Raw genomic sequence first — 13,691 nt, 5'->3', positions numbered from 1 at the left:
CACGATGAGCACGGTGGACACCACGAACCCACTCCGCCCCTCCCCCGGAGCCGGCACTCCCATCGACGTGAGGGGGCTCGAGATCGAGTACGAGACGAGCGGGGGGCCGGTGCACGCCCTGGGCCCGATCGACCTCTCCATCGGGGCGGGCGAGTTCGTCTCGGTCGTCGGGCCGTCGGGATGCGGAAAGTCGACACTGCTCAAGGCGGTCGCCGGCCTCATCCGCCCGAGCGCCGGTGGAGTGACGATCGGCGGGGCACCCATCACCAAGCCGCACAGCGACCTGGGCATCGTCTTCCAGAACCCCCTGCTGATGGACTGGCGCTCGGTGCTGTCGAACGTGCTGCTGCAGGCCGAGATGCGCTCGATGCCCAAGCAGCAGGCGACCGAGAAGGCGAAGTCCCTCCTCGCGCAGGTGGGGCTCAGCGGCTTCGAGAACCGTCGCCCCCACGAGCTCTCCGGCGGCATGCAGCAGCGGGTCGGCATCTGCCGCGCTCTGCTGCACGAGCCTCCGCTCATCATGATGGACGAGCCGTTCGGGGCACTCGACGCCCTCACCCGGGAGCAGATGTGCTACGACCTGCAAGACCTGTGGATGCAGCGGCGGCCCACCGTGCTGTTCATCACCCACTCCATCCAGGAGGCGACCCTGCTCTCCGATCGCGTGATCGTCATGTCGCGGCGACCCGGCCAGATCCTCGCCGAGTACGAGATGACGCGCCCCCGGCCGCGGCTGCTCGACGACGACGAGCATCCCGAGGTCGATCGGGTGAGCCGCGAGATCCGGCGCCTGCTGGGCGTCACCGACCACGCCACGACGAAGAAGGCATCATGAGACTCATCTCGATCGATCGAACCGGATTCGCCGCGGCGGCTCTGGTGACCAGCGCCGACGACGGCACCGAGCTCGTGCTCCCCGTCATCGCGGCTGGCAACGGCGCGGGCACCGGCTCGACGGTTCCGGTGTCGATGAACGACCTCCTCGACGACTGGCAGTTCTGGGCCGAGCGGCTGAAGGCCGTGCAGGCCGAAGCGGCGCCGGAGGACTGGCGGCCCATCGGCGACTTCGAGGTGCTCGCGCCGGTGCCGCACCCGCGCTCGGTCATCTGCATCGGCCTCAACTACCGCGACCACGCCACCGAGACCGGGGCGCCCATCCCGACCCAGCCGGTGGTGTTCGCGAAGCACCGCTCGTCGGTGGTGGCCGGCGGCACCGCGATCACGCTGCCGGAGTCGTCTGACGAGGTGGACTACGAGGCTGAGCTGGCCGTCGTGATCGGCCGACGCGTGTTCGACGTCACACCGCAGGAGGCACTGCGCGCGGTGGCCGGCTACACCGTGATGAACGACGTGAGCGCCCGAGACTGGCAGGCCCGCACGAGCCAGTGGATGACGGCGAAGTCGTTCCCGACCTTCGGGCCGATGGGGCCCGCGCTCGTGACGGCCGACGAGCTGGGCGACGCGCGCGGGCTGCGGATCGGCCTCCGGGTGAACGGGGAGACACTGCAGAACTCCTCGACCGACGAGATGATCTTCGGGGTCGCCGAGCTGATCAGTCATCTCTCGCAGTTCTGGCCGATCGAGCCCGGTGACGTCATCGCCACTGGAACACCGGCCGGTGTCGGGTTCACCCGCACCCCTCCGGTGTTCCTCCGCGACGGCGACGTGGTGGAGGCGTACATCGAGGGCATCGGGGTGTTGCGGAACGCGGTGGTGCGCGACGCGGAGGTGCCCACGGGCGCGCTGCACGGGGCGCGGGCGTGAGCGTGGCCGGATCGCTTCCAGCGGTGCGGCGGCGACGTCGGCTGCTGAGGAGCGACTCCTTCTCGGTGTTCGTCTGCGCCGACGTCGGGCTGCAGATCGGCCCTCCGGCTGCCACGCGGAGGCTGGACGAGCTCCGGCCGTTCGCGGAGCTCGACGTCGACGGCATCCTCCTCACCCAGGCGGCCGTCCCGACCTTCGCCGAGACACTCGCCGCGCGGCCCGAACTCGCCCTGGTGGTGCGCCTCGACTGGTGCAGCCAATGGCGTGGGGCCCAGCTCAGCCCGGTCACCGACGGTGTCGGGGTCACGGTGTCGACCGCCGCAGAGGCTGCGGCGAGCGGAGCGGATGCCGTCATCCACTACTGCCTTCTCGGCCACGGCGACCCGCGGGTCGAGGCCGACTACGTCGATCGTGCAGCCCGCGCGGTTCGTGAGGCGCACGCCGTGGGGCTGGCGTGCATCCTGGAGCCACTCATCCGCGGCACGAACGCGGAGGGCCAGGAGCGGGATGCGGCACACCTGATCTGGGGAATCCGCACCGCCGAAGAGCTCGGCGCCGACGCGGTGAAGGTGGAGCAGCCCGCCGAGGGCGACGTCGACCGGGTGATCGGGTCTGCCGGCGTGCCCGTGCTGCTGGCCTCGACCCCGCCGATCTCGGCCGACCACGCTGTGCGGCGTGTGGCCGAGGGCGCGCACGCCGGGGCAGCGGGCGTCGCCTACTCGGCCGACTTCTTCGCGGCCGAGCGGCCTGCGGAACTCGTGGCGGGCATCCGCTCTGCCGCCCTCTCACCGTCTGGAAAGGACATGTCATGAAGATCGCCGTGCTGCAGGGGCCCAATCTCAACCGCCTCGGCGTGCGCAAACCGGAGGTCTACGGCACGGTGACGCTGCCCGACATCGTCGCCGACCTCGATGTGCTCGCCGGTGAGATCGGGGTGGAGCTGGTGCACTTCCAGTCGAACCACGAGGGGGCGATGATCGACTGGCTGCAGTCGGTCGAGGGCGAGATCGACGGAGTGGTGTGCAACCCGGCCGGGCTCACGAACTACGGCTTGTCGCTGCGGGATGCGCTGAACGAGTGCGGGGTGCCGGTGGCGATCATCCATCTCTCCAACGTGCACGCGCGGGAGGAGTGGCGGCGGCACGACGTGTTCGCCGAGATCGCGACGGTGTACTTCGCCGGGGCGGGGTGGTTCGGGTATCGTCATGCGCTCCAGGCGTTGCTGTCGAAGATCGGGGCGAAATGAATCGCGAAGTGTCGGGCGCGGATCGACCGGGGGTGCCCGCGACGATGCGGGCGGCGATCTGGAACGGCGGCTCGCCCGACGTCGTGGTCGAGTCGATTCCGGTGCCGGTGCCGCAGCGGGGCGAGGCCCTCATCGAGGTCGCCGCGTGCGGGGTGTGCCACACCGACCTGCACGTCATGAAGGCGGAGGTGGCGTTCCCGCCGCCCGCCGTGATGGGGCACGAGGTCAGCGGCACGATCGTCGAGATCGGGGCGGGGAGCGAGACCGCGCTGACACCCGGGCAGCGTGTCGTCGGAGCGTTCATCATGCCGTGCACGGAGTGCGAGATGTGCCGGGCGGGCCGCGACGACATGTGCGAGGCGTTCTTCGGCGAGAACCGGCTGAAGGGCAACCTCTTCGACGGCACGACGCGACTCCACCGGTCTGACGGGAGCCGGCTGTCGATGTACTCGATGGGCGGTCTGGCCGAGTACGCGATCGTTCCGCTGTCGGCACTGGCGCCGCTGCCGTCGGGTCTGAGCTTCGAGGAGGCTGCCGTGCTCGGCTGCGCGGCGTTCACCGCCTACGGCGCCGTGGCGAAGTCGGAGATCGTCGCCGGGGAGTCGATGGCGATCGTCGCGGTGGGAGGGGTCGGGTCGAGCCTCATCCAGGTCGGCAAGCACCTCGGGGCGTCGCCCATCATCGCGATCGACGTCGACGACACCAAGCTCGCCGCGGCGCGGGAGCTCGGGGCCGACGTGGTCGTCAACTCGACCCGGGAGGATGCAGTTGCGCGCGTGCGCGAGGTCACCGGCGGTAAAGGGGTGAGCGTCGCGTTCGAGGCGCTCGGCCGGCCGCAGACCTTCGAGCTCGCGGTGTCGCTCCTGCGAGAGGGCGGGCGGATGGTCGCGGTGGGCATCGCCGCGGGGGCTGCGGCGGCCGCCGTGCCGATCACACCGCTCGTGCGGCGGGGCCAGGTGATCATGGGGTCGTTCGGGGCCCGCACGCGGCGCGACCTGCCGAAGGTCGTCGAGATGGCCGCCTCGGGCGGGTACGACGTCGACCGCGCGGTGACGCGGCGCTACTCGCTGGAGGAGGTGGGTGAGGCGTACGCGGCGCTCGACCGCGGCGAGATCTCGGGGCGGGCGATCGTGACGATGGGGCGGTGAGCCGGCGCGACCGCTGCACGCTCACGCGCTGAGCTGCGGCGGCCGCCGCGCGTCGCGTGCGCCCGGCGCGCCGGCGCGGCCGCTCAGCCGCGCATCGCGACGCCGCGGCGCCAGTAGCCCATGAAGGCGACCTGGGCGCGGTCGACACCGAGGTCTTTCACGAGGTGGCGGCGGAGGGTGGTGACGACGCCGCTCTCGCCGGCGATCCAGTAGTAGCAGTCGCTCGCGGGCGCCTCGGCGGGCGCGATCTCCTCGCCGAGCCCGGAGTAGTCGGGCGTCTCCCACACGGTGTCTTCGCCCTCGATGTCGGTCACGGCGATGTCGCCCGCATCCGTGTCGCCGAGGTGGTCGAGCACGGTCGGAATGAGGCGCGAGCCGTGCGGCTCCTCGCCGCGCGCGAGCCAGCGCACCTCGAACCCGGCAGGAGCGGCGATCGGCAGCTCGTCGGCGGCCGACGGCACCTCGATGAACGCGATGCCGCGCAGCTCGCTCGGCGAGTCTTCGAGGATGCGGGCGATCGCCGGCGCCGCCGTCTCGTCGCCCGCGAGCAGCACCGTGCCGGCCTCGCGCGGCTCCCACTCGATGCCCCCGTGGTCGGAGCAGCCGCGCCGCGGACCGACGATCATCACCGAGTCGCCGACCGTCGCCGCATCCGCCCACCGCGACGCCGGGCCACTGAGCCCGGGAGCGAGGTGCAGCACGAAGTCGACGTCCACCTCGGTGCCCTCGTCGGTGACGCGCAGTTCGCGGATGGAGTAGGTGCGCATCGACCCGCGCTCGTCTTCGGGCACGGCGAGGTAGGCGCCCCACCAGTCGTCGGAGGCGCGGTCGATCGGCGCGAGCACGCCCGACTCGGGCGGGAAGACGATCTTGATCCGCGAGTCGAACACCTCGCCCGGCGTGCCGAGCTCGTCGAGCTCCACTCCCCCGAACGTCACCCGCACGTACGCGGGCGACACCCGTTCGACCCCGCGCACCTCGGCGAGCGTGAGCACGTACGGCGAACGGGTCTGGGTCTCGGTGGACATGATGCCTTTCAGTCGACAGCCGCCATGCTAGGCAAGCCTCACCTAACCTATCACCCGCGCCATCCGCTGGTCAGATCACCTTCGGCGGCCCGCTTTGCTGTCGTCGGTGGCTGCGCCTACCATCGAGGTGCGCGGGCCGGCGTGCTTCTCACGGGAGGGGCAGAATGCTCGGCGACGGGCCCATACGAATAGGTCGAGACGAGTGGGTGCTCATCCGCGACAACCCGCGCTATCCCGCCGCCCTCGTGCGCCGCCTCCACCCCGGCACCACCCTCGAGCACTACCGCGTCGTCACCTTCGACATCGACCCGGCCAAGCGCCTCCTCATCGGCCGCTTCCTCACCCTCGAAGCCGCCGACCACGCCGTCCGCTACCCCCTCCCCACCACCCACGTCCCCGCAGCCCTCAACCGCTACGGCGCCTACGAACAGCGCCCGCCCTGACGCGGCGCGGGCGCCTTCCGTGCGCTCACATATTATGTATGATGATTGGCGAACGAGGAGGTTTGATGCTGCAGAGGGTGCTGGGCGGGCTTGCCGTGTCGGAGGTGGGGTTCGGGGCTGCGCAGCTCGGCAACCTCTATCGGGAGACCAGCGACGAGGAGGCGGCGGCCGCCGTCGATGCGGCGTGGGAGGGCGGCATCCGCTACTTCGACACGGCCCCGCACTACGGCCTCGGGCTGTCGGAGCGTCGACTCGGTGCCGCGCTGCGCGGTCGCCCGCGCGACGAACTCGTCATCTCGACCAAGGTCGGCCGGCTGCTCGCCCCCACCCCCGAGCGCGCCGCCGCCGGCGAGCTCGACGACGACGGCTTCGCCGTGCCCGCGGACTACCGGCGCGCCTGGGACTTCTCTCGCGACGGCGTGCTGCGCTCGCTCGAGGCGAGCCTCGACCGACTCGGCATGGACCGCGTCGACATCGTCTACCTCCACGACCCCGACGAGCACTGGGAGCAGGCCTCGACGACGGGCGTCGGAGCGCTCATGGAGCTCCGCGACGAGGGGGTCGTCGGCGCGATCGGCGCCGGCATGAACCAGGTCGAGATGCTCGCCCGCTTCGTCGAGCGATGCGACGTCGACGTCGTCATGGTCGCCGGCCGCCACACCCTCTTCGACCGCTCGGCCGAGGAGCGCCTCCTGCCCCTCGCCTTCGATCGCGGCGTCGCCATCGTCTCCGCCGCCGTCTACAACTCGGGGCTGCTCAGCCGTGCCGAGGTGCCCGACGACGCCACCTACGACTACGGGCCCGCCCCCGCGAGCGTGATCGAACGCGCCCGGCACCTCGCCGAGATCTGCACGCGCCACGGCGTCACCCTGCCCGACGCCGCGGTGCAGTACCCCCTCCGCGACGACGCCGTCGCATCCGTCGTCATCGGCATGCGCACGGCCGCGCAGGTGACGAGCACCCTCGACCGGTACGACACCCCCATCCCCGCCGAGGCCTGGCGAGAACTGGAGTCGGCATGATCATCGACGCGCATCTGCACGTGTGGAACCCGACCCGAGCACCCTACCCCTGGCTCACCGACGCGCTGCACCCGATCGATCGAACCCTGCTCCTCGACGACATCGCGGGCGCGCTCGACAGCGCCGGCGCCGACCGTGTCGTGCTCGTGCAGGCCGCCGACAACGCCGCCGACACCGAGGTGATGCGCGCCGAAGCGGCGAAGCACCCTGCGCGAGTCGCGGGCATCGTCGCCTGGCTGCCGCTCGACGACCCCGCCGCGGTCGAAGCCGCGCTCCCCGACTTCGCCGCCGACCCCCTCATCGTGGGCATCCGCAATCTCATCCACGATCGCGAGCCCGGCTGGCTGGCGGGCGAGCAACAGGATGCGTCGCTGACACTTCTCGAAGAAGGGGGGCTGACGCTCGACTTCGTCACGGCATCGCCCGATGCCCTGGCCGAGATCCCCTCCCTGCTCGAGCGCCACCCCGAGCTGCGCATCGTCATCGACCACCTGGGCAAGCCGCCGATCGGCGGCACCCCGGAGCAGCGCACCACCTGGCGACAGCTTCTCGCCACCGCCGCCGCGAATCCGCTGGTGCACGCGAAGCTCTCGGGTCTCTACCCCGCCGTCGGCGACATGCGCACCTGGAGCGTCGACGACATCCGCCCCTTCGTCGACGACGCCGCCGAGATCTTCGGCGCCGACCGCCTCCTCTACGGCAGCGACTGGCCCATCGCCGAACTGGCCGGCGGCCACCGGCGGGTGCACGAGGCCCTCCTCGAGATCCTCGGCGGCTGGAGCCCTGCCGAACGCGCAGCAGTGCTCTCCGCATCCGCCACCGCGTTCTATGGCCTGGCGCCCGCCCCGGCCGACGAGGCCCACGACGACACCCCCGCCGCCACCCCTGACGACCCCACCAGCGAAAGGACGACCGCATGAACGGCCTCGTCTACACCGGCAACCGCGAGCTCATCCGCGTCGACCTCCCCACCACCCCGCCCGCCCCGGGCGAGGTGCAGGTGGCGGTCGCCTACACCGGCCTCTGCGGCACCGACCTCCACATCGTCCACGGCAACATGGATGCGCGGGTGAGCACCCCGCTCGTCTTCGGTCACGAGATGAGCGGCACCGTCGCCGCGGTCGGCGAGGGCGTCACCGACTGGGCCGTGGGCGACGTCGTCACCGTCATGCCCCTCGACTGGGACGGCACCTGCCCCGCCTGCCGAGCGGGCAACGAGCACATCTGCCAGAACCTCGACTTCATCGGCATCGACTCCCCCGGCGCGCTGCAGCAACTGTGGAACGTGCCCGAGCGCACCCTCGTGCGCATCCCTACCGGCACCCCGCTCGACCACGCCGCGCTCATCGAGCCCGTCGCCGTCGCGGTGCACGACGTGCGCCGGAGCGAGCTGCAGCCGGGCGACCGGGCCGTCGTCATCGGCGGCGGCCCGATCGGGCTGCTCATCGCGACCGTGGCCCGGCACGCCGGCGCCGAGGTGCTCGTCATCGAGCTCGACGAGAAGCGGCGCGCGCAGATCGCCGCGCTCGGCTTCTCCACCCTCGACCCGCGCGAACACGACCAGCGCGAGGCCGTCGAGGAGTGGACCGACGGGGCCGGCGCCGACGTGGTGTTCGAGGTGTCGGGCGCGGCCGCCGCCGTGCTCGGGGCCACCGACCTGGCGAAGGTGCGCGGCACCCTCGTGGTCGTCGCCATCCACCCCACGCCGCGCCCGATCGACCTGCAGCGCGTCTTCTGGCGCGAGCTGCGCATCCTGGGCGCCCGCGTCTACCAGCGGGCCGACTTCGAGACGGCCGTGCAGCTGATCGCCGACGGGGTGATCCCCGCCGAGCGGCTGATCACACGCGTCGTCCCGCTCGAGAAGACCGCCGAAGCCTTCGCCGACCTGGAGTCGGGAAGGGCGATGAAGATCCTCGTCGACGTGGCGGGCACCCGATGAGCGGCCTGTTCGACCTCACCGGAACCACCGCCGTGGTCACCGGGGCACGGCGCGGCATCGGCTTCGCCATGGCCCTCGCCCTCGCCGAGGCCGGTGCCGACATCATCGGAGTGAGCGCCTCCCAGCCCGCCTCGGGCAGCGAGATCGAGAGCGCGGTGCTGGGCGCCGGCCGCCGCTTCGAGGGCATCGCCTGCGACTTCGCCGACCCCGATGCCGTGTCCGAGCTGGGTCAGACCCTGGCGAGCCGCCGGGTCGACATCCTGGTGAACAATGCCGGGGTCATCGAACGGGCGCCGGCGGCCGAGCATCCGCTCTCCTCCTGGGACCGCGTGCTGCAGGTGAACCTCACCAGCCAATTCGCGCTCACTCAGGCCGTGGTGCCGCAGATGCTGGCGCGGGGCCGCGGCAAGATCATCTTCACGGCCTCGCTGCTGAGCTTTCAGGGCGGCATCAACGTACCGGGCTACACGGCGGCGAAATCGGGAATCGCGGGCCTCACGAAGGCTCTGTCGAACGAGTGGTCGGTGCGGGGCGTCAACGTGAACGCGATCGCCCCCGGCTACATCGCCACAGACAACACCGAAGCCCTCCGCGCCGACGCCGAGCGGTCGGAGGCGATCCTGGCGCGCATCCCGGCGGGCCGCTGGGGCGAGGCGAGCGATCTCGCCGGCGCGACGGTGTTCCTCGCGTCGCCCGCGTCCGACTACGTCGACGGCATCGTAATCCCCGTCGACGGGGGCTGGCTCGGTCGCTGACGCGAGCTGGTGGTTCATCGTTCATATGATGTATGCTCTATCCTGAATCCGCTTCACCGATGTCAAGGACGATATGAAAATCACGGGCTACCGAACCGTTCGCACCCACCGTGACTGGGGGCGACCGGTGGGCGACGTCAACGGCTTCATCGCATCCGGCATCACCGAGGTTCCGGTCGTCATCATCGAGACCGACGAGGGCGTCGAGGGCGTCGCGCTCGGCTCCGACCACGACCTGGCGCGTATCTTCCCCGCCCTCGAGGGCCAAGACCCCCGCGGCGTCTCCGCCCTCTACGACCGGATGCTCGCCCACGTCTTCAAGGCAGGCCACAACGGTGCCACCTTCGGCGGCGTCGCCACCTTCGACGCCGCACTCTGGGACATCAAGGCGAAGCTGGTCGGCGAACCGCTCTGGCGCCTACTCGGAGCCACCGACCGCTTCGTGCCCGGCTACGCATCCGGTCTCGACATCGCGCTGAGCGACGAGCGGCTGGCGGACTTCTACGAGTCGATGGCCGACCGCGGTTTCACGAGCGGCAAGCTCAAGGGCGGGCGCGACGTCGAGACCGATTTGCGCCGGCTCGACATCGTGCGGGGCGCCCTCGCCCGCAACACGGCACGCCCCGCCCTCATGCTCGACGCGAACGAGTCGTGGAACCTCAAGCAGGCGGTGCGATACGTCAGCGCCGTCGAAGCCGAGGTCGATCTCACCTGGATCGAGGAGCCGCTGCGCCGCTGGGATGCCCACGGCCACGCCCGCCTCTCGCGGGCCGTGAACGCGGCGGTCGCCACGGGCGAGAACCTCACGGGTCTCGAGCAGTTCCGCAGCCTGTTCGACCTCGGCGGTGTCGACATCGTGCAGTCGGGCGCCGTGTGGGGAATCACCCACTTCATCCGACTGGCCTACGCCGCGCACGCGCGCGACCTACCGATCAGCCCGGTCGGCCTGACGAGCAACCCCGCCGTCACCCATGCCGCCGCCTCGGTGCCGAACCACCTGACGGCCGAGGTGCAAGATCTCGCGGCGCCCTTCGGGGTCGTCGTCGACGAGGAGTTCGTCGACGGGGGCATCGTGCTGGGCGACGCCCCCGGTGCCGGCCTGCGCATCGACGAGGCGGCCATCGAGTCCGCTCGCGAACAAGGCGATTGGATGCAGGCCGCCGGCCCTCACGTACGCCCCGTCCGCGCGGGCCTGATGCTCACGGCAGACGCGCCTGAGGCCGACTCAACGCCGGCACCCCTCAGCATCTAGAATGTTGAGATGAATGATCTTCGGGCGACCGGCAGCTCGTCGCGGGTCTTCGATCGTGCCGCCGCACGCACGCCGGTCTCGCGACTGGGCGTCGCCGTCGTGCACGACCTGGTCACCGCGATCGTCACCGGCGAGATCGCCGAGGGAACGATGCTGCCGATCGAGACGGAGCTCAGTTCCCACTTCGGCGTGAGCCGCACCGTCGTGCGCGAGTCCGTCAAACGGATCGAGGAGAAGGGCCTGGTCGCCGTCGTCCAGGGCAGCGGAACGACGGTTCGCACGCGCGAGTCGTGGAACGTGCTCGACCCGGTGGTGCTGCAGGTCATGCTCGAGAACGACGCCTCGCTCGGCGTGCTCGACGATCTCGCCATTGTGAGGAGCTCGCTCGAGGGGGCGATGGCGGCGGCAACGGCCGCACGCCGCTCCGATGACGAGCTCGACGAGCTGCGCAGCGCCTTCGAGCGCATGGAGGAGACCATCGACCACGAGGTCGAGTACAACGACGCTGACATGCTCTTCCACGTCGTGGTGATGCAGCAGTCGCGCATCCCCCTCGCCGAGAGCATCACGCGTTCGCTGTTCTCGCGTGCGCGCGAATCCGCCCGGTTCACGGCGAACCCGTCGCGCGACGCCTTCGCCAAGACCCTCGACGAGCACCGCAAGGTGCTGGAGGCGATCGAGGCCGGCGATGCGGCGGGGGCCGAGGCGGCGATGCGGGCGCACATCATGGACGCCTGGCTGCGCCGCCGTCAGCCGACTGCCCGCAACCCCTGAGGGGTCGCGGGCGAAGCTGGCGGCTCGAGTCGCCAGCCCAGAGTGCCCGGCCGCGCGTCAGCCGCGGCCGCGCGTCAGTCCTGGTGCCACACCTCGGCGAACTGCTCCCAGTTCGGCGCGCCTGACCCCTCGCGGAACGGCAGCTGGCACGGCGCCGTGTACGACCACCACTTCTGCGTCTCGGGGTCTTCCGCCATCCGTGCCTGATCGGCCTCGTAGTCGTCTCCGACGTACTCGTAATACCCGAGAATCACGTCATCCAGCACGAAGATCGTGAAGTTCCGGATGCCGCACTCGGTGATCGTCGCCTCCACCTGCGGCCACACGTTCGCGTGCAGCGCCAGGTACTCAGCCCTCTTCTCGGGCGCAAGCCGCGCGGCCATCCCGAACCGCCTGACGGGAGCGTGTGCATCCGTCATTCCTTCGTCCCGCCCGCGGTCATGCCGGTCACCAGGAATCGCTGCGAGAACAGGAAGATCACGAGCACGGGAGCCACCGAGACCACGGTCGCCAGAGCCAGCACGGGGAGCGTGATCGTCACCGAGGCCGAGCTCGTGGGGTTGAACAGCGGCACGTTTGACAGCAGCTCGGCGAGACCGACCTGAATGGGCGACTTGCGGCCGGGCGCCATGACGAACGGCAGGAAGTAGTTGTTCCAGTTGCCGACCAGGTTGAAGAAGCCGACCAGGGCGATCACGGGTGTCGCGAGTGGCATCGCGATCCGGGCGAACACGCGCCACTCCCCCGCGCCGTCCATGCGGGCGGCGTCGAGCAGGTCTTTCGACACGCTCGTCGAGAAGTAGATGTAGGTGAGGTACACCCCGAACGGGAAAAACGAGAACGGGAGGATGACGGCGAGCGGGTTGCCGACGAGCTTCAGCGCCGACATCTCGAGGAAGATCGGCAGCACGAGCGCGGTGCTCGGAATGAGCATCACGATCAGCGTGACGACCAGCAGTGTCTTGCGCAGCTTGAAGTCGGTGAGGGCCAGGGCGTAGCCCGCCGGGATGGTGACCAGCAGCGTCACCACCAGTGCCGCGCCGGTGTAGAGCACCGAGTTGCCGATCCAGACCCAGACGATGCCGTCTTGGAACTGCATCAGCTCGTTCCAGTTCGAGGCCAGGGTGTCGAAGCCGCCGAAGCTGAACGGCGCATCCAGAAGTAGCTGACCCGCCGTCTTCGTGGGCGCCAGGAGGAGCCACAGGATGGGGACGGCGAAGAAGACGACGAAGAACAGCAGCACGACGGTGACCAGCACCCTCGTGATCCACTGCGCGGGAGACACGGCTACCCGGGTGCGTCGGCGGGTGGCGGTGGCGAGATCAATCGCGTTCAAAGAGTCCCCCTCGGAAGACGAACACGGCCGACAGGGCGCCGGCGACGAGGAGCAGCAGGAGCGAGATCGCGGCGGATCCGTTGAAGTCGCCCTGCCGGAAGGCGAACAGGTAGGCGAGCTGGTTGATGGAGTAGTCGGGCGGCACGACGCCCTTCGAGGCCTGCGACAGCACGCGGGGCTCGACGAAGAGCTGGGTTCCGGCGGCGAGCGACATGATCGCCATGTACGAGATCCACTTGCGCATGAGGGGGATCTGGATGTGGAGGGCGGTCTTCACGGGCCCGGCACCGTCGATGCGGGCGGCCTCGAGCACGTCGCCGGAGATGTTGTTGAGGGCGCCGTACATGATGACGATCCAGCCGCCGGCACCCGTCCAGAAGGCGATGACGGTGAAGATGATCGGCAGGTTGTCGATCGACACGGTCTGCACGAAGGTGTCGAAGCCGAGGGCCCGGAGGAGGAAGGCGACCGGGCTGACGCTCGGGTCGAGGAGGAACAGCCACAGCATGACGCTGGATGCTCCGGCGAGCGCCCCGGGAATGTAATAGACGAAGCGGTAGCTCGACGACAGCCACCGGCGGCCGAGGCCGTGCACGAGGAGCGCGAGCAGCACGACGAAGATGAGCAGTGAGGCGAGGTAGAAGACGAGGTAGATGGCGACGTGCGCCACGGCCGGGAGGAACCGGTAGTCGTTGAAGACCTTGATGAAGTTGTCGAGCCCGGCGAACGACCCGTCTTTGGTGAACGACAGGAAGACGGCGTAGAGGGTGGGGAACACGCCGAAGGCGAGCAGGAGCAGCACGTAGCCGGAGACGAACACCGTGCCGATGCGGCTCTGCGAGCGATCCAGCCGGCGGCGGCGGGAAGACGAGGGCTCCCGCCCCCGCCGGGCCTCCGAGGAGGCCGCGGCGGCGGCGGGAGCGGTGACGGTTGTAGTGATGAGAGTGTCCTTCGTCGCGGTGGATGCCGCAGCATCCACAGGAT

16 protein-coding genes are annotated in these 13,691 nt (G+C 70.3%); 12 read left to right on the top strand and 4 right to left on the bottom strand.

The annotated features are described in order from the left end of the window. Window positions 1-4 precede the first annotated feature (4 nt). From HL652_RS02175 to HL652_RS02155, 5 genes are read left to right on the top strand one after another with little or no spacing between them, the layout of a single operon-like run. Entirely contained in the window at window positions 5-835 is an 831-nt protein-coding gene (locus HL652_RS02175) for an ABC transporter ATP-binding protein (RefSeq protein ID WP_171703784.1), read from the top strand. Then, window positions 832-1,764 carry a fumarylacetoacetate hydrolase family protein gene (locus tag HL652_RS02170; protein WP_171703783.1) on the top strand — a complete coding sequence of 311 codons (933 nt, stop codon included), beginning with the start codon at window positions 832-834 and terminating at the stop codon, window positions 1,762-1,764. Before HL652_RS02175 ends, HL652_RS02170 begins: the two co-directional genes overlap by 4 nt. Then, complete coding sequence (locus tag HL652_RS02165; RefSeq protein ID WP_171703782.1) at window positions 1,761-2,576, top strand: hypothetical protein; 816 nt, start codon at window positions 1,761-1,763, stop codon at window positions 2,574-2,576. The genes HL652_RS02170 and HL652_RS02165 overlap by 4 nt, the downstream gene beginning before the upstream one ends. Beyond that, window positions 2,573-3,010: a type II 3-dehydroquinate dehydratase gene (locus tag HL652_RS02160; RefSeq protein ID WP_171703781.1), complete on the top strand. Its 438-nt coding sequence runs from the start codon at window positions 2,573-2,575 to the stop codon at window positions 3,008-3,010. The genes HL652_RS02165 and HL652_RS02160 overlap by 4 nt, the downstream gene beginning before the upstream one ends. Beyond that, on the top strand, window positions 3,007-4,158 hold the full coding sequence (locus tag HL652_RS02155) for a zinc-binding dehydrogenase (protein ID WP_216603967.1): 1,152 nt from the start codon (window positions 3,007-3,009) through the stop codon (window positions 4,156-4,158). The genes HL652_RS02160 and HL652_RS02155 overlap by 4 nt, the downstream gene beginning before the upstream one ends. 83 nt (window positions 4,159-4,241) lie before the next feature. Here HL652_RS02155 and HL652_RS02150 read toward each other — a convergent pair whose 3' ends face one another. Beyond that, complete coding sequence (locus HL652_RS02150) at window positions 4,242-5,186, bottom strand: siderophore-interacting protein (protein WP_171703780.1); 945 nt, start codon at window positions 5,184-5,186, stop codon at window positions 4,242-4,244. A 206-nt stretch (window positions 5,187-5,392) separates the two neighbouring features. On the opposite strand from HL652_RS02150, the gene HL652_RS02145 reads away from it, so the two are divergent. The 7 genes from HL652_RS02145 to HL652_RS02115 all read left to right on the top strand — a co-directional run bounded on the left by HL652_RS02145 (window position 5,393) and on the right by HL652_RS02115 (window position 11,371). Further along, complete coding sequence (locus HL652_RS02145; protein ID WP_171703779.1) at window positions 5,393-5,629, top strand: hypothetical protein; 237 nt, start codon at window positions 5,393-5,395, stop codon at window positions 5,627-5,629. A 65-nt stretch (window positions 5,630-5,694) separates the two neighbouring features. Continuing rightward, window positions 5,695-6,651, top strand: a complete 957-nt coding sequence (locus tag HL652_RS02140) for an aldo/keto reductase (RefSeq protein WP_171703778.1) — start codon at window positions 5,695-5,697, stop codon at window positions 6,649-6,651. Then, window positions 6,648-7,571, top strand: coding sequence for an amidohydrolase family protein (locus HL652_RS02135; RefSeq protein ID WP_171703777.1), 924 nt, complete (start codon window positions 6,648-6,650; stop codon window positions 7,569-7,571). Before HL652_RS02140 ends, HL652_RS02135 begins: the two co-directional genes overlap by 4 nt. After that, entirely contained in the window at window positions 7,568-8,590 is a 1,023-nt protein-coding gene (locus HL652_RS02130; protein ID WP_171703776.1) for a zinc-dependent alcohol dehydrogenase, read from the top strand. Before HL652_RS02135 ends, HL652_RS02130 begins: the two co-directional genes overlap by 4 nt. Continuing rightward, window positions 8,587-9,345, top strand: coding sequence for an SDR family oxidoreductase (locus HL652_RS02125; RefSeq protein WP_171703775.1), 759 nt, complete (start codon window positions 8,587-8,589; stop codon window positions 9,343-9,345). The genes HL652_RS02130 and HL652_RS02125 overlap by 4 nt, the downstream gene beginning before the upstream one ends. Window positions 9,346-9,472: 127 nt before the next feature. After that, window positions 9,473-10,597: a mandelate racemase/muconate lactonizing enzyme family protein gene (locus HL652_RS02120; RefSeq protein ID WP_253743595.1), complete on the top strand. Its 1,125-nt coding sequence runs from the start codon at window positions 9,473-9,475 to the stop codon at window positions 10,595-10,597. Window positions 10,598-10,606: 9 nt separating this feature from the next. Further along, entirely contained in the window at window positions 10,607-11,371 is a 765-nt protein-coding gene (locus HL652_RS02115; protein ID WP_171703773.1) for a FadR/GntR family transcriptional regulator, read from the top strand. A 74-nt stretch (window positions 11,372-11,445) separates the two neighbouring features. Here HL652_RS02115 and HL652_RS02110 read toward each other — a convergent pair whose 3' ends face one another. From HL652_RS02110 to HL652_RS02100, 3 genes are read right to left on the bottom strand one after another with little or no spacing between them, the layout of a single operon-like run. Further along, complete coding sequence (locus HL652_RS02110; RefSeq protein ID WP_171703772.1) at window positions 11,446-11,754, bottom strand: L-rhamnose mutarotase; 309 nt, start codon at window positions 11,752-11,754, stop codon at window positions 11,446-11,448. Window positions 11,755-11,786: 32 nt separating this feature from the next. Further along, on the bottom strand, window positions 11,787-12,707 hold the full coding sequence (locus HL652_RS02105; protein ID WP_253743594.1) for a carbohydrate ABC transporter permease: 921 nt from the start codon (window positions 12,705-12,707) through the stop codon (window positions 11,787-11,789). Then, window positions 12,694-13,686 carry a carbohydrate ABC transporter permease gene (locus HL652_RS02100; protein ID WP_253743592.1) on the bottom strand — a complete coding sequence of 331 codons (993 nt, stop codon included), beginning with the start codon at window positions 13,684-13,686 and terminating at the stop codon, window positions 12,694-12,696. Before HL652_RS02100 ends, HL652_RS02105 begins: the two co-directional genes overlap by 14 nt. Window positions 13,687-13,691: the final 5 nt, after the last annotated feature.

This window comes from Herbiconiux sp. SALV-R1 (assembly GCF_013113715.1).
Classification (GTDB): domain Bacteria; phylum Actinomycetota; class Actinomycetes; order Actinomycetales; family Microbacteriaceae; genus Herbiconiux.
This window is presented reverse-complemented; position numbering and strand designations above follow the sequence as displayed.

Excerpts from the sequence above, each read along its gene's own strand:
- HL652_RS02175 (WP_171703784.1), top strand. The coding sequence starts at position 5 with ATGAGCACGGTGGACACCACGAACCCACTCCGCCCCTCCCCCGGAGCC.
- HL652_RS02170 (WP_171703783.1), top strand. The coding sequence starts at position 832 with ATGAGACTCATCTCGATCGATCGAACCGGATTCGCCGCGGCGGCTCTG.
- HL652_RS02160 (WP_171703781.1), top strand. The coding sequence starts at position 2,573 with ATGAAGATCGCCGTGCTGCAGGGGCCCAATCTCAACCGCCTCGGCGTG.
- HL652_RS02155 (WP_216603967.1), top strand. The coding sequence starts at position 3,007 with ATGAATCGCGAAGTGTCGGGCGCGGATCGACCGGGGGTGCCCGCGACG.
- HL652_RS02150 (WP_171703780.1), bottom strand. The coding sequence starts at position 5,186 with ATGTCCACCGAGACCCAGACCCGTTCGCCGTACGTGCTCACGCTCGCC.
- HL652_RS02140 (WP_171703778.1), top strand. The coding sequence starts at position 5,695 with ATGCTGCAGAGGGTGCTGGGCGGGCTTGCCGTGTCGGAGGTGGGGTTC.
- HL652_RS02135 (WP_171703777.1), top strand. The coding sequence starts at position 6,648 with ATGATCATCGACGCGCATCTGCACGTGTGGAACCCGACCCGAGCACCC.
- HL652_RS02130 (WP_171703776.1), top strand. The coding sequence starts at position 7,568 with ATGAACGGCCTCGTCTACACCGGCAACCGCGAGCTCATCCGCGTCGAC.
- HL652_RS02125 (WP_171703775.1), top strand. The coding sequence starts at position 8,587 with ATGAGCGGCCTGTTCGACCTCACCGGAACCACCGCCGTGGTCACCGGG.
- HL652_RS02115 (WP_171703773.1), top strand. The coding sequence starts at position 10,607 with ATGAATGATCTTCGGGCGACCGGCAGCTCGTCGCGGGTCTTCGATCGT.
- HL652_RS02110 (WP_171703772.1), bottom strand. The coding sequence starts at position 11,754 with ATGGCCGCGCGGCTTGCGCCCGAGAAGAGGGCTGAGTACCTGGCGCTG.